The sequence below is a fragment of the Maribacter arcticus genome, from assembly GCF_900167935.1.
Classification (GTDB): Bacteria; Bacteroidota; Bacteroidia; order Flavobacteriales; family Flavobacteriaceae; genus Maribacter; species Maribacter arcticus.
This window is the reverse complement of record NZ_FUYL01000001.1, coordinates 398,346-412,240: the sequence shown is the minus strand read 5'-3', so window position 1 is coordinate 412,240 and position 13,895 is coordinate 398,346. Positions and strand designations below refer to the sequence as shown.

The 13,895-nt window shown below is 33.8% G+C and carries 17 protein-coding genes; 8 read left to right on the top strand and 9 right to left on the bottom strand.

All coding sequences use genetic code 11. From position 1 onward, the window contains the following. Positions 1–215: 215 nt before the first annotated feature. The 5 genes from dnaJ to B5X55_RS01855 form a co-directional block, all read right to left on the bottom strand. A complete protein-coding gene (dnaJ, locus tag B5X55_RS01875; protein ID WP_079510806.1) occupies positions 216–1,337 on the bottom strand; it encodes a molecular chaperone DnaJ in 1,122 nt (373 codons plus the stop codon). Positions 1,338–1,346: 9 nt separating this feature from the next. Continuing rightward, positions 1,347–1,904 carry a nucleotide exchange factor GrpE gene (locus B5X55_RS01870; protein ID WP_079510804.1) on the bottom strand — a complete coding sequence of 186 codons (558 nt, stop codon included), beginning with the start codon at positions 1,902–1,904 and terminating at the stop codon, positions 1,347–1,349. Positions 1,905–2,043: 139 nt separating this feature from the next. Further along, positions 2,044–3,006 carry a TIGR01777 family oxidoreductase gene (locus B5X55_RS01865; RefSeq protein ID WP_079510802.1) on the bottom strand — a complete coding sequence of 321 codons (963 nt, stop codon included), beginning with the start codon at positions 3,004–3,006 and terminating at the stop codon, positions 2,044–2,046. A 123-nt stretch (positions 3,007–3,129) separates the two neighbouring features. Then, positions 3,130–3,792, bottom strand: a complete 663-nt coding sequence (gene mnmD / locus B5X55_RS01860) for a tRNA (5-methylaminomethyl-2-thiouridine)(34)-methyltransferase MnmC2 (RefSeq protein ID WP_079510800.1) — start codon at positions 3,790–3,792, stop codon at positions 3,130–3,132. A 1-nt stretch (position 3,793) separates the two neighbouring features. Continuing rightward, positions 3,794–4,291: a DUF4920 domain-containing protein gene (locus tag B5X55_RS01855; protein WP_079510798.1), complete on the bottom strand. Its 498-nt coding sequence runs from the start codon at positions 4,289–4,291 to the stop codon at positions 3,794–3,796. A 108-nt stretch (positions 4,292–4,399) separates the two neighbouring features. Between B5X55_RS01855 and B5X55_RS01850 the strand changes: the two genes are divergently transcribed. Next, a complete protein-coding gene (locus B5X55_RS01850) occupies positions 4,400–5,470 on the top strand; it encodes a branched-chain amino acid aminotransferase (RefSeq protein ID WP_079510796.1) in 1,071 nt (356 codons plus the stop codon). Positions 5,471–5,495: 25 nt separating this feature from the next. On the opposite strand, the gene B5X55_RS01845 is transcribed toward B5X55_RS01850, so the two are convergent. Then, entirely contained in the window at positions 5,496–5,882 is a 387-nt protein-coding gene (locus B5X55_RS01845; RefSeq protein WP_079510794.1) for a pyrophosphohydrolase domain-containing protein, read from the bottom strand. 351 nt (positions 5,883–6,233) lie between these two features. Between B5X55_RS01845 and B5X55_RS18615 the strand changes: the two genes are divergently transcribed. The 5 genes from B5X55_RS18615 (at position 6,234) to B5X55_RS01820 (ending at position 9,852) form a co-directional block, all read left to right on the top strand. Next, positions 6,234–6,413 (top strand): hypothetical protein, encoded by a 180-nt coding sequence (locus B5X55_RS18615; RefSeq protein WP_143057800.1) that lies wholly within the window; start codon positions 6,234–6,236, stop codon positions 6,411–6,413. 18 nt (positions 6,414–6,431) lie between these two features. Next, positions 6,432–6,803 (top strand): fluoride efflux transporter CrcB, encoded by a 372-nt coding sequence (gene crcB, locus B5X55_RS01835; protein ID WP_079510790.1) that lies wholly within the window; start codon positions 6,432–6,434, stop codon positions 6,801–6,803. Between the two features lie 291 nt (positions 6,804–7,094). Further along, the gene (locus B5X55_RS01830; RefSeq protein ID WP_079510788.1) at positions 7,095–7,433 is read left to right on the top strand and encodes a P-II family nitrogen regulator; all 339 of its coding nucleotides are present in this window, start codon (positions 7,095–7,097) and stop codon (positions 7,431–7,433) included. 31 nt (positions 7,434–7,464) lie between these two features. Beyond that, on the top strand, positions 7,465–8,709 hold the full coding sequence (locus B5X55_RS01825; RefSeq protein ID WP_079510785.1) for an ammonium transporter: 1,245 nt from the start codon (positions 7,465–7,467) through the stop codon (positions 8,707–8,709). Positions 8,710–8,814: 105 nt separating this feature from the next. Next, on the top strand, positions 8,815–9,852 hold the full coding sequence (locus tag B5X55_RS01820) for an outer membrane beta-barrel protein (protein WP_079511087.1): 1,038 nt from the start codon (positions 8,815–8,817) through the stop codon (positions 9,850–9,852). 52 nt (positions 9,853–9,904) lie between these two features. Here the strand turns inward: B5X55_RS01820 and B5X55_RS01815 are convergent, their stop codons facing one another. Continuing rightward, entirely contained in the window at positions 9,905–10,573 is a 669-nt protein-coding gene (locus B5X55_RS01815) for a DUF1684 domain-containing protein (RefSeq protein ID WP_317042661.1), read from the bottom strand. A 65-nt stretch (positions 10,574–10,638) separates the two neighbouring features. On the opposite strand from B5X55_RS01815, the gene B5X55_RS01810 reads away from it, so the two are divergent. Further along, a complete protein-coding gene (locus tag B5X55_RS01810) occupies positions 10,639–11,376 on the top strand; it encodes a DJ-1/PfpI family protein (RefSeq protein ID WP_079510781.1) in 738 nt (245 codons plus the stop codon). Here B5X55_RS01810 and B5X55_RS01805 read toward each other — a convergent pair. Both B5X55_RS01805 and B5X55_RS01800 read right to left on the bottom strand, forming a co-directional pair. After that, complete coding sequence (locus tag B5X55_RS01805; RefSeq protein ID WP_234999642.1) at positions 11,363–12,778, bottom strand: alpha/beta hydrolase family protein; 1,416 nt, start codon at positions 12,776–12,778, stop codon at positions 11,363–11,365. The two genes, B5X55_RS01810 and B5X55_RS01805, sit on opposite strands and share 14 nt — an antisense overlap. Positions 12,779–12,907: 129 nt before the next feature. Further along, the gene (locus B5X55_RS01800) at positions 12,908–13,357 is read right to left on the bottom strand and encodes an Lrp/AsnC family transcriptional regulator (RefSeq protein WP_079510779.1); all 450 of its coding nucleotides are present in this window, start codon (positions 13,355–13,357) and stop codon (positions 12,908–12,910) included. Between the two features lie 178 nt (positions 13,358–13,535). On the opposite strand from B5X55_RS01800, the gene B5X55_RS01795 reads away from it, so the two are divergent. After that, entirely contained in the window at positions 13,536–13,865 is a 330-nt protein-coding gene (locus tag B5X55_RS01795) for a hypothetical protein (RefSeq protein WP_234999641.1), read from the top strand. The last annotated feature ends 30 nt before the right edge of the window (positions 13,866–13,895 follow it).

The window sequence follows — 13,895 nt, the reverse complement described above, 5'->3', positions numbered from 1 at the left end:
TTGAATTGTTTTGACTAGCTACATTCTTTATGATTCCTTTATACTATTAGTCATTTAAGCAATAAAATTAAGATACAGCATTGTCTTAAAAAGCAAAACCCACCCTTAATAAATTAAGGATGGGAAAAAAATTGCTATGAAAAAGAAAATTAATATTGGTTGCCCAATATTATCTCAAATATACGTTTTTTATTTAAAAACGAAAGATTTTGAACTTAAGAGAACATATCTTTTACTTTTTCGAAAAATGACTTATCTGATTTCTCAGGTTTAGGCTCAAAATTCTCATTACCCTGCATTTTTTCAAAAAATTCTCTTTGCTCTTTATTCAACTCTTTTGGTGTCCAAACATTAACATGCACCAATATATCACCAGCACCGTAACCGTTTAAACTTGTAATTCCTTTTCCACGTAGTCTTAATATTTTACCTGATTGAATACCAGGTTCTAATTTTATACGCACCTTACCACCGACTGAATCAATTTCTTTAGAAGTACCAAGTACTGCTTCAGAAATACTTACATAAAGATCATAGTGCAAATTATCACCTTCTCTTTTTAAAGTACTATGCTCTTGTGTTTCAATGGCTACTAACAAATCGCCCGGAATTCCGTTTCCTGGAGCATCGTTACCTTTATTTGGCACTTTTAATTGCATACCCTCTTCAACACCGGCGGGTATATTTATTGATACAGTTTCTTCGACAACTTTAAGTCCTTGTGCATCTGCGTCACCTGGCTTACCATCTAAAATCTGTCCACCACCACCACAAGAACTACAAACGGCAGCCGTCTGCATTCTACCTAAAATGGTATTCTGAATTTTTGTCACCTGACCTCTACCACCACAAGTGCTACAAGTTTTATAAGTAACACCTTCAGCTTGAACTTTTCTTCTTACTTTAACTTTCTTCTCAACGCCATTTGCTATTTCCTCTAGGGTCAATGTAACCCTAATTCTTAGGTTGCTACCTTTGACTCTTCTTTGACCGCCACCGCCGCCAAAGCCGCCAAAGCCGCCACCACCACCAAATGCGCCTCCAAAAATATCACCAAATTGGCTGAAGATATCATCCATATTCATACCGCCACCACCAAAGCCGCCTGCGCCACCTTCGAAAGCAGCATGACCGAATTGATCATAACGAGCCTTCTTATCGGCGTCACTCAAAACTTCATATGCTTCCGCAGATTTTTTGAACAACTCCTCAGCAGAACTATCACCCGGGTTTTTATCAGGATGATATTGTAATGCCTTTTTTCGGTATGCCTTCTTTATTTCTGCAGCAGATGCACTTTTACTGATGCCTAAAACCTCATAATAATCTTCCTTCATTCCAATTTTTTAATTTCCTACTACAACTTTTGGATGCCTAATAATACGGTCACCTAACTTGAATCCCTTTTCGATGACGTCTATAATTTTACCCTTCATCTTTTTATCTGGAGCAGGTATCTGTGTAATTGCTTCGTGAATTTCTGCGTCAAAAACATCACCAGCTCTAACTTCCAGAATCTCTAAACCTTTTGACTTCAAAGTTTCATTCAACTTCACATTGATTAATTCGATACCCTTGAAAACTTCCTTATCATCAGTTTTTGCCAATTCTTTCATCGCTCTATCAAAATCATCCAAAACCGGCAATAATGAAACGATAACTTCTTGACCAGCAGTCTTAAATAGCTCCATACGTTCTTTAGAAGTACGTCTTTTATAGTTTTCAAATTCTGCAAATAATCTTAAAAATTTATCCTTTTCTTTCGCTAACTCTATTCTTAGTTTTTCTTCTTCAGATAGCTCTTCACCTTCAATTTCATTATCTTGGTTTTGTTCTTGAGTTTCACCCCCTAAAAGCTCATCTTCCAAAAATTCATCATCGAATGTGTTTTCTTTATCACTCATAACTTATTGTAATTTAATCGCTGATTAAAAGCAGGCAAAAGTACTGCCAAATCTTTAAAAATGTCAAAATGTCACAAAAGTTTAAAAAAAAATCCGCCAAATAGCGGATTTATAATTAACATTTTAAAAAGTCATCTATCTAAGACACGAACTCCTTTGTTATTTTAGTTTTTGAATCTACGCACTCATCATCACTCTCATAAATAGCCCCTAGTGCTTGACAAATATTAGCATAACGAAAAATAAAACCTTCTTCTTCAATCTTCTTACTACTGACTCGTTGGCTTGCGAATAAAATATAAGCCATATCACCAAGAATAGTATACATTACAAATTTAGGGATATTAGGTAAGAACAAAGGTTTATTCAAAACCTTTGCAATTTCCTTCACCAATTTAATATTAGTTACAGGATTGGGAGCTACACCATTATAAACGCCTTCCAATTCAAAAGAAGCAATATGTAGAAAGATGCCTGCCAAATCTGAAATATGAATCCAAGACTGCCATTGTTCACCAGTACCAAAAGCTGCACCAACAAAGTAGTTAACTGGTTTTGCAATTTCTGGCAAAGCACCGCCATCATTAGACAAAACCAAACCAATACGTACCTTTGCAACCTTTAAACCTAACGCTTCAAATTCATCGATTTTATTTTCCCAAACATCTACTACTTCACCTAAGTAACTATCATCTACTTTCGTCTCGTCTTCTGTATAATAATCACTTAACGAATCTGGATAAATACCGATTGCAGATGCCGAAACGATTGACTTAACCGAATGTCTTTCAGTTTTAAGAAGTGTGTTTTTAAGTAATTCTAATGAATTTACTCTACTGTCAATTATTTCTTGCCTATACCCCTTCGTCCATCGTTTAGATATACTAGAACCTGCCAAGTTTATAATGACAGAAACGCCATCAAGGCAATTTTGGTCAATTTCTGCAGTAGTAGGGTTCCAGAAATAACCTTGATAATTAAGTTCTGAAACAATCTTTTTTTTACTGGTTGTTAGGTAGTTAACGTCATATCCTTTTTCATGGCATTGAGATACCAACTCGCTACCCACTAACCCTGTTGCACCTGTTATCAATACTTTCATAGCTTAAAGGTATTGCTTTTGGTGATTCTTGATATACTATTTAATTTCAATTTAACATTGTGAGCAAACGTATTGATTCTTAATACTTTGAAGTTTCTTAAAATTACAATAAAAGTCCTTTTACTATTTTTTTCTTGCTCTCAACATTTCTCGTTTACCTGGTGGGCCTGGCAATCTCTCAACCAGAAACCCAACTTCTAGCATAGCTCGTCTTACACTGCCTTTAGCTGCATAGGTCACTAAATAACCACCAGGTTTCATAGCCCTATGCATAATTTCAAATATCTCAACAGTCCATAATTCTGGTTGAACACGAGCACCAAATGCATCGAAGTAAATAAGGTTAACCGTTTCTAAGATATCGATATCCTTAAAATCTTTCTGTTCTTTTCTAAGAATGAATTCAGAACTAATTACAATATCTTCTTGCCATTGAGAAGAATGCATTAAATCGAAGTCTTTTTTTCGTGAAACCGAATCTAATTCTTCAATATAATTCAACTGATTAAGTTCATCAACAGAAACAGGAAAGGCCTCTACACCAGTATAATTGATTTTCAAATTTCGCCTCTCAGACTCCATCAAAGTAATGAAAGCGTTAAGACCTGTACCAAAACCAATTTCAAGAATATGTAAATCTTGATTCTTGAACAAATCTAATCCTGAATGAATAAATACATGATAGGCTTCTTGAATAGCTCCATGTTTAGAATGGTATTGCTCTTGCCAATCCATTATCTGAATGGTCTTAGAACCATCACCTGTTGTAATTATTTCTCTTTTCAAATTAATTTGGAACTAAGACTCCTGAAGCTTCAAAACTAAATGTTCTTTTAGGAGTTAATATTTTAGCAATCTCATCGGCAGACTTACTTGCATCTTTTGCATAATGTTTTTGGTCTTCGACACTCATTTCTTCCACAAATGCCAAACCATTTAACACAACTTCTTTTTCAGAAATATCAGAAGGCATAAAAAAACCGTAGTTTTTAAAACGAACCATTGCTTGTTCGCCTTCAGGTAATTCAACAATCATCCAACATCCTTTTACTTTACAAACTTCTTTAACCTTAGTCTTAAATTGCACATGTAAAGAATCTGAAATAGCCATAGAAGTATATTTCTGCCAAACTTCTTTCTCTAGATCAACAGCATCCACCGTAAACTCTTCTCCATAATAGGTGCCAGAATTTGTATCCTTAGAAGGTAATATCTTCGAATCTTTCTGAGCAAAGCATGAAAAAAATCCAAATAAAAACACAAGTAAAATGTTAAATCCTTTCATAAATCTTAAAAATGATGAATTACCTACAAAACTGGTCAATTTTAATCTAAAAAAGAAGTGCTAGTAGCGATATTTGTTTAATTTTAATCAACTAAAGTTACGTATTTCATGAGTATTGAAACTAAAGATATCACTGTAGAAAAAGTAAAAACTTCAAAAATTGACCAAGTAGATTTTGATAATCTAACTTTTGGCTCAGTATTCACAGACCACATGCTTGTCTGTACGTACAAGAATGGAGCATGGGAAATGCCTAAAATTGCACCCTACCAACCAATAGTACTAGATCCATCTTCTAAGATTTTTCACTATGGACAGTCTATATTTGAAGGAATGAAGGCTTATAAAGATAAAAATGACGATGTATTTTTATTTAGACCTTTAGAGAATTTTAAGCGATTTAATATTTCTGCGGATAGAATGTGCATACCACAAATTCCACAAGAATATTTCATGGATGGGCTTACCACGCTTCTTAATATTGATAAAGATTTTATACCAACTAAGGATGGTAGTTCATTATATATAAGGCCTTTTATGTTTGCTTCTGGTAACGGATTTCATGCATCACCAGCCAATGAATATAAATTCATAATAGCGTGCGCACCATCTGGAGCGTATTTTTCAGGTAAGGTAAAAGTACTTATCGAAGAACGGTATTCTAGATCAGCAAACGGTGGTGTTGGTTATGCTAAAACAGGCGGCAATTATGCAGGTCAATTTTACCCCACCCAATTAGCTGTTGAAAAAGGATACAACCAAGTTATTTGGACAGATGACACCAATCATGAATTTATTGAAGAGGCGGGCGCAATGAATATATTCATAAGAATAAATGACACTTTATTAACAGGCCCAACAAGCGACCGCATACTTGATGGTATTACTAGAAAAAGCATACTAGACATCGCAAAAGACCAAGGCATAAAAACTGAGGTTCGAAAAATAACAGTAAAAGAAGTGGTTGAAGCAGCCAAAGACGGCTCTTTAAAGGAAATGTTCGGAACGGGAACAGCTGCGGTAATTTCTCCAATTTCTGGATTTGGTTACAGAGATACAGACTACGAATTACCAGAATTAGAAAACAGCTATGGACAATCTTTAAAAAAGATTATTACAGACATTCAATACAATAAATCGGAAGACAAATTTGGCTGGCGATTTAAAGTTGAAAAATAGAAAAAAGGGGCCAATTGGCCCCTTTTTATTTATCAAGAATTGTCTCAATATTCGGTTTAAAGTAATTTGGACCTTTAAGCACTTTACCATCTTCCCTATATATAGGCTTACCGTCCACTCCTAATTTACTCATATTACTTCGTTGAATTTCATTAAAAACTTCCTCTATTTTATATTGCATACCGTGTTCTAAAATAGTACCACATAAAATATACAACATATCACCAAGGGCATCTGCTACTTCTACAAGGTCATTATTTTGTGCAGCCTCTAAATATTCTTTATTTTCTTCATCCATGAGGTTAAAACGCAAATTATTTTTTGCTTCCCCTAAGTCGGCAATCATATTTTCTGAAACACCTAGACCAAAAGAATTATGAAATTCTTTGACCGCTTTGATTTTGTTTTTCATCTTTATTTTATCGTTTTCAGTTAGCTTTGCGTAAAAATAGGAAATATGTTCAGCACAGGGCAAATCATTTTTGCTATAGGATTTGCAGTGGTTTTTGCCATCGTTATTATCATTTCCTATAAAAAAGACTTTAAACTACACCAAAAGTACTTCAAGGGAGTTAAGTGGATTGGCTTATTCTTTGTATTATTCTTAGTATCACTACTTTGTATCAAGTTTTTACTAAAGGATTAGTTAATATTTTACCTACACCACAAAAATTAACATTTTTACAACAAAATGGTCATTTTGCTCGTATAATATACCAAATAACGTAATTTTGCGTTATTCATCTATACATGGTAATTAATTATGATGACATTTCTTACAATTTTTTTAGTTTTAGTAGGTATTAATATCGCGATGGTGGTAGTTAGCTTGTTAAGTGTTTCACAAAAATCAAAACAATCTTCTCAAGAATTATCCAATCAACATACTTCTGTAATCTATCCTTTAGATTTACTTACATCTAGCTACAAGAAAGCAGTTTAGTTTTTACCTTTATAAGGTATGAAACAATTTTTACTGGTTTTTTTAGGAGGAGGTTTAGGTAGTATCTTAAGATACTGGATTTCAAAAAACCTCAATTCCTACTATTCAAATTTCTATCTAGGTACTTTTTTAGTAAATATTATAGGTTGTCTTTTAATAGGTATACTTATAGGTCTTTCTTTAAAGCACAATTACATTACTCAAAATCAAACCCTTTTATTAGCCACCGGTTTCTGCGGGGGCTTTACAACATTCTCAACATTCGCATTAGAAAGTAATATTCTTTTAAAGGAATCTTCTATTCTTTACACGTCACTTTACTTGGGCTTAAGTGTTGCGTTAGGCATTCTAGCCATCTCATTTGGCCTTTGGGTTTGTAAAATGTTATAGAACCAACAATCAGCACCAACTATTTTAATATTTACTTATTTTTAAAGTATTTGCCGTTTTTTTAAACAATCGGTAGATAACTAATGAATTTTCTGACGATTAAGTCAAAATTCACGATTATAGTCCCCACACAATTCCACTTATCCACAAAATTTTTAATTATAACTATCAATACCCTAAAATTTATGGGGTATAAATTATGATACCAATAAAAATATCTATTCATACCCTAAAATAAATAGGGGGTTGTTGTAATTAACATATATTTGGCATTATCAAAAACTTAATCAAATGAAAAAAATTGAGGCAATTATCAGAAAATCAAAGTTTGACGATGTCAAAGAGGCATTACATCAAATAGAGGTTAACTTCTTTAGTTACTGGGACGTAACAGGAGTTGGCAATGAAAAACAAGGTCATGTTTATCGCGGTATTTCATATAGTACAACGGATATACAACGTAGACACCTATCTATAGTAGTATCCGATGACTTTCTAGAAAAAACAGTGAATTCAATACTTGAAGCTGCATACTCAGGTAATGTAGGTGATGGAAAAATATTTGTATCCGAAGTATTGGAAGCTTACCGAATTAGAACCAAAGAGAATGGTTTGGCAGGTATCAACTAAAAATTTAAAAAACTAACTAAAACGAAAAGAAATGGACGCAGGATTATTTACAGCAAATAACGTATGGATGATGTTGGCTACCGCATTGGTATTCTTCATGCATACTGGTTTTGCTTTTCTAGAAATAGGATTGACCAGACAAAAAAACACAATTAACATATTATTTAAAAACATATTTATTATCACAGGAGGTTTACTTCTTTATTATGCATGGGGTTTCAATTTAATGTACCCTGGTTTCGAAGATGGTGACTTGGGATTAATAAAATTTAGCATGGATAGTTTTGGAATTGGAGCCCCTGAAGGAGGAATGACGGCTGAATATGCAGATGGCGGGTATACATGGTGGACAGATTTTCTTTTTCAAGGAATGTTCGCAGCAACTGCAGCTACCATTGTATCTGGAGCCGTTGCTGAGCGAATTAAAATAGGTTCTTTCATGATTTTCACAGTAATCTACGTAGGTCTAGTTTACCCTATAGTAGGTGCTTGGAAATGGGGTGGAGGATTCTTGGATTCATGGGGATTCTATGATTTCGCAGGTTCGACATTAGTACACTCTGTTGGTGGATGGGCAGCTTTGGTTGCTATAACCTTATTAGGTGCAAGAATTGGAAAATTCGGTAAAGACGGCAAACCAAACGCCATACCAGGTCACAGCATACCAATGGCAACTGCCGGTGTTTTAATACTATGGTTAGGTTGGTTCGGTTTCAACGGCGGATCAGTATTATCTGCAGACCCAGAATTAACGTCATTAGTCTTGGTTACTACAAGTTTAGCTGCCGCTGCAGGTGGATTCGGAGCAATGATAACCTCTACTATACTTTATAAGAATTTAGATTTAACCATGTTCCTTAACGGTATTCTTGGTGGTCTAGTTGGTATTACTGCAGGTGCAGACTTAATGTCACCAAATGAAGCAGTTGTAATCGGCTTTCTAGCAGGTATAATAATAGTAGGCGGTGTTGCTTTAGTTGATAAAATAAAATTAGATGATCCTGTTGGTGCAGTAGCGGTACACTTAATCTGTGGTATCTGGGGGACTTTAGCTGTAGGTATTTTTGGAAACTTGGCAAGTGGCGCTCAATTTATGACACAACTTTATGGAGTACTTATAGTAGGTGGCTTCTGTGTCGTAACATCTGGAATAATATTAGGTGTACTTAAAGTAACATTAGGTCTTAGAGTATCTAAAGAAGAAGAAGTAGAAGGCTTAGATATTCATGAACATGGTATGGATGCCTATGCAGATTTTAGAATGAACGATCACTAAATTAAAAAATACGGAGCGCTTTGCAGAGCGCTCCGTTACATAACCTTTCAACAAATTTATTTTCTCAAACTAATTAATCCCTTGTGGGAATTAAAAACAAAATTTATGAAAACAGTTATCAATACAAAATACGTAAAAAATATCTTAGCATCAGGTCTTATGTTACTTGCAGTGTCAAGTGTTATTGCACAAGAAGAGGAAAAAAGTGCACTTAGCCTTAGTGGTTCAATAGATACATATTACAGAACAACATTCAATGAAGCAGGTGTAGATGAATCTTCATCATTTACATCGTTTGCGAACCAAACAGGTTTTGCTTTAGGTATGGCCAATATAATAGGTACTTATGAAACTGGTGATACTGGTTTTGTAGTAGATTTAGTTTTTGGTCCGAGAGGAACAGAAGCGACATTTAATAATGATGTGTTGAATGGTGTTATCAATCAGGCTTATGCATATTGGAACGTGTCTGAAGGAACTACTTTAACCATTGGTAGATTTAATACATTTTTAGGATATGAGGTTATCGCTCCAGCAGCAAACTTTAACTATAGTGTTTCGCATTTATTTTCAAACGGACCGTTTTCACATGTTGGTTTAAAAGCTGATTTTACTTTATCTGACGATGTTAGTTTAATGCTTGGCGTTATGAACCCATGGGATACCAATGATATCACAGGAACTGGAGAATACTCATTCGGTGGTCAACTAGGTTTTTATGGCCAATTCTTAAATCTATATTATGATAGTGGTAAAAATGATGGATTAGGTTTCGAAATTGATTATACTGGTGGTTTTGATGTATCTGATGATTTTTTCTTTGGCATAAATGCTGCATATAATAAAAACTCAGAAACTGAAAGTGGTTTCTATGGTTTGGCAATTTACCCTCAACTTACAACTTCAGAAACCTTTGCCATAGGTCTAAGAGGTGAATATATGACCTTTACACAAGATGGCCTAGATGATACACCTGTACTTGCTGCTACATTGACTGGTAGCTATACAACTGGTAATTTAATAATCAAACCAGAAGTACGCTTAGATAGCTGGGGCAATGATGTAGAACCTTTTGGTAATGCAACTGACCCTACAAATTCTCTAGCTTCTTTTACTTTAGCGGCAATCTATTCTTTCGATTAAGAAAATAAAAATCAATAATTAATAAAATCCTCTAACAGCACGTTAGGGGATTTTATTTTTTTTCAAAGTCTTTTACCCCAGCCACTATCCTAGAATCAATATGATTAACAGAAGGTACTAATGGACAACTAAATTTTTTATTATAGGCACAATAAGGATTATAGGCTTTATTAAAGTCTAATACAATTTCGTTTCCATCAGGAATCCTTAAATCAAGATATCGACCCCCACCATACGTTTCTTCACCATTAGTAGCATCTGTAAAAGGCAGAAATAAGTAATCTTTATACTTTTCTTGTGTAATTAATTCTGGCGTTTGGTAAATTTCCAATTGTTGCTTTTTTCCATTTAATGTGAATTTTGCAATACCATACAACACCTCAGTTGATTCACGATCTGTTGTTGTTGGCATAGAAAATGGCAAAGCTTCAGGTGTTCTAATAAACTCGGCAACTATGACATAATTAGTATCGGGTTGAAAGAAATCTAGTGTTTCGAAATCTATTCGAAATCTATCTGCCAACGGAGACGTTTCGGGATCTTTAAATTCGTCATTTAGCTTCTGCTGAAATTTTAAAATGTCCGCCAGTTTATCAGATGTAACCAACGACTTTCTATCATGATTTGTATCATGATATTTTTTTTCCTGCTTACAAGAAAACAATACGCACATTACTGCAATAATTACAAACACCTTCATCATTCTTCGTTTACAATTCAAAAATACAATTTATTCATTGTACCATTTTTGTATATAATCGTACTTTACACATTAATACTATTCTTATGAACTTTAGATACTTTTTTACACTTCTGCTTTTTACTACATTTAGTTGTGAGCAACAAAAGCCCACAAAAGAACCTTTACACGAAGACATAAGAGTCTTGCCAGAACTTAACCTTGAGCGATATAACGTGGCATTTTTAATTATGGATGGCACTTTTAATACTGAATTTACCGCACCTTTCGATATTTTTCAACACACCAAGTTTAGAGAAGGCATTAAGGCGATGAATACGTTTACAGTAGCAAACACCCTTAAACCGATTACCACTTTCGAAGGTGTTCGCATTCTACCAGACTTTGATTATACCAAAGATGAATTACCAAGAATAGATATTCTCGTAGTACCAAGCGCTGAGCATTCAATGGATAAAGACTTAAAAGATACCACCATGTTAAATTTTATTAAAAAGATTGATAAAACTTCACTTTATATGACCAGTCATTGTGATGGCGCATTTCTTTTGGCTAAATCTGGAATACTAGACTCCGTGGCATCGACTACTTTCCCTAGTGATATTGAAAATTATAAAAAAATGTTTCCAAATCTTGATGTAAAGGACAATGTGCTTTTTGTTCACGATGATAAATACATTACCTCAGCAGGCGGCGCAAAAAGTTTTGAAGCTGCATTATATTTATGTCAAATATTATATGGGGAAAAAATTACCGAATCTCTAGCCAAAGGCCTAGTCATTGATTGGGATTTAGAACAAGTTCCTCATCTTACTGTTCAATAATTTCGTAACGAGCATCCTTTAAATATTTCTCAACAAGCAAGTTAAACTCAGGCGTAATACGAAATAAAGCGGTATTTTCAAGTTCATATAGTTCACTTTTGTTGGCATAACCATTTTTCAAAAGCTCTTCTAAATAAAATAATGCGGTGCCATAATCTTCCATTTTAGCACTAGTAGAAATAACCTTTAAATAAGGAGCAAATTCTAACGGATCTGTAATAGTTTTAATCATGTACAATAAATTCAGGGCCTCTAAATCGACTTCCTTATCTGCCGAAACAAAATCAATATTATCAGAAATTAGTGCATTTATATATCCTCTTAATCTGCTAGACATTTGGCGTTCATAAAGCACAGTGCTTTTATCGAGTTTAGCTAAATCTTCCATCTGATAATTCCACCATCCTAGATTTGCATAATTATATGTAATAATATCTTCCTCTAAATAATAGCTATAATCTTCCTTTAAAAAGGATTCTTTCAAGAAATAACTATTCTGACTTCTATTTGCCTTTTTATAAGAAGTACTGCGCCGTAAAGACTTTTGAGATAATTTAAGAGAATCCAATTCTACCAATGGGTTAAATACTTTCTCTATATCTGACAATAGGTAGTTTGCTAAAATCGGTTTTTCGCTTGAAACAAAAATATTTGCTTTTGTCATAAACTCCCGATAAGAATCAGTAATTAAACCGTCATTACGCTGAACATCACCTTTTGCCATACTCGTTAAGGTTAGCATTCTAAAAGCACTAGCAATTGTAGTCACATCAGGTAAAATTCGATCATCATCAAAAACCAATAATTCATTTGGGAATTTCATCTTATTAAGAATTTGTTGCGTATCGAGCATGTCTCTAAAACTATAATCAGACCTATTTACAATACCTATAAATTGAAATGTCTGTTTTGAATTCAAGATTTCAATATTACCAACAGAAGCACCTATAGAAACAACACCCTTTATTTCCTTTATGAACGTTGGTAGAATTGAGGCAAACATAGCACCACTTCCAAAACCTGCAGTATATGTGCGATTATTGGCAACAGGAACAATATTTATTAAGGCGTTGAACATTCTATTGGCTATTAGAACATTTTCAGAAATAGATAAAGAATCATTTACATTATCTGAACTTGCTAAAATATACCCTTCTTTTTCAGCAGCAGTAACCAACATTGAAACAGATGCCCTACCTCTGCCTTTCAAATCAAACACAAAAATTACAGGCCAAGGTTTCTGAACTTCAAAAGTAGAGGGCAAATAGAGCGATAATGTTTCTTTTAAAGAATCGTTGACCGCTACATTTTCTGTAATCGAACCTCTTAATAATCTCAGTTCTTGAGAAAAATTTGTGATAGAGGTCAAAACAAAAGCAAAGAATAGTATTTTTTTCATCATTTAATTTACATCAAAAATCTAGCCAAAAATTTAATTTCTTAAGAATTACTTAACGCTTTAAAAGCTTCATAATCTGATTTAGATGTCATGAGGCTTTTTAAAAATAATTAATATTGAACACCTTCAAATCTATTTTATTTTATGTATTGGAGCATTTGAAATTACTTGCGATAGCACAATATGCGTTCTAGTTTCACCATATTGAATAAGTTGGTCTATAAATTTTTCAAGGTGAAATTGATCTTGTAACACAACTTCCATCACAATATTCTCATTTCCAGTTATTCTATAACAATTAATGACTTCATGCAAGGTAGGCACCACTGCTAAGAAAGGTTTCAACTTACCCATAAAAGCCCTAAGCGTTATGATTGCCTTAAGTTGATGACCTGTTAGTGCGTGCGAGACCGAAGCTTTATAACCCAAGATTATACCTAGGTCTTCCATTTTTTTTACTCGTTCAGCTACAGCAGGTGCAGTAAGCCCTACTGTACGCCCAATATTGGCGAACGATTCTCTTGCATTATTCTGCAACTGCTTCAGTATTTTCCAGTTAAGCTCGTCTATCTTTGGATTCAAAGGTATATTTTATTAAAATTAACGTAAACAAAGTAAAATTACAAAATACATTTACAATCGATAGAAAATTATGGAATAACTAACGTAATTTTATATAGTCGCATTATTATCCCACAACATGGCATATCGTAGTTTAAAAAATTTACCGATTTATAGAAAAGCGTTGGAACTTTGTACCATGAGTAGGGAGATTGCCTCATACGTTTCTTTAAACAAGGACCTTATGCGACTTTATGAATCTAAGAGTCTTAGAGATATAATGGCCAATTCTATTTTGACCGATTCGATACTTATCCCTCAAAAAATAGCACAAGTAGAATATTCAAATTGCAATTCTGAACGCTTAGCAACAATATCTTACATTAATATAATTATAAGGAATATAAATTCTTACTGCTTAGGCTTAGAAAAAGATGGTGTAAAAGAAACTGAATACATCAACTTACTTCGCGCAGAGATTAAAAGTTTTAGAAAATTCTATAAAAAATGGAAATCTGAGCATTTATAGATGCTATATTTACCACCAAAATTAAATTGA

What these genes read in the sequence shown, in the direction of transcription:
- dnaJ (WP_079510806.1), bottom strand. Translation starts at nt 1,337, where the DNA reads ATGAAGGAAGATTATTATGAGGTTTTAGGCATCAGTAAAAGTGCATCT.
- B5X55_RS01870 (WP_079510804.1), bottom strand. Translation starts at nt 1,904, where the DNA reads ATGAGTGATAAAGAAAACACATTCGATGATGAATTTTTGGAAGATGAG.
- B5X55_RS01865 (WP_079510802.1), bottom strand. Translation starts at nt 3,006, where the DNA reads ATGAAAGTATTGATAACAGGTGCAACAGGGTTAGTGGGTAGCGAGTTG.
- B5X55_RS01855 (WP_079510798.1), bottom strand. Translation starts at nt 4,291, where the DNA reads ATGAAAGGATTTAACATTTTACTTGTGTTTTTATTTGGATTTTTTTCA.
- B5X55_RS01850 (WP_079510796.1), top strand. Translation starts at nt 4,400, where the DNA reads ATGAGTATTGAAACTAAAGATATCACTGTAGAAAAAGTAAAAACTTCA.
- B5X55_RS01845 (WP_079510794.1), bottom strand. Translation starts at nt 5,882, where the DNA reads ATGAAAAACAAAATCAAAGCGGTCAAAGAATTTCATAATTCTTTTGGT.
- B5X55_RS18615 (WP_143057800.1), top strand. Translation starts at nt 6,234, where the DNA reads ATGATGACATTTCTTACAATTTTTTTAGTTTTAGTAGGTATTAATATC.
- crcB (WP_079510790.1), top strand. Translation starts at nt 6,432, where the DNA reads ATGAAACAATTTTTACTGGTTTTTTTAGGAGGAGGTTTAGGTAGTATC.
- B5X55_RS01830 (WP_079510788.1), top strand. Translation starts at nt 7,095, where the DNA reads ATGAAAAAAATTGAGGCAATTATCAGAAAATCAAAGTTTGACGATGTC.
- B5X55_RS01825 (WP_079510785.1), top strand. Translation starts at nt 7,465, where the DNA reads ATGGACGCAGGATTATTTACAGCAAATAACGTATGGATGATGTTGGCT.
- B5X55_RS01820 (WP_079511087.1), top strand. Translation starts at nt 8,815, where the DNA reads ATGAAAACAGTTATCAATACAAAATACGTAAAAAATATCTTAGCATCA.
- B5X55_RS01810 (WP_079510781.1), top strand. Translation starts at nt 10,639, where the DNA reads ATGAACTTTAGATACTTTTTTACACTTCTGCTTTTTACTACATTTAGT.
- B5X55_RS01805 (WP_234999642.1), bottom strand. Translation starts at nt 12,778, where the DNA reads ATGATGAAAAAAATACTATTCTTTGCTTTTGTTTTGACCTCTATCACA.
- B5X55_RS01795 (WP_234999641.1), top strand. Translation starts at nt 13,536, where the DNA reads ATGAGTAGGGAGATTGCCTCATACGTTTCTTTAAACAAGGACCTTATG.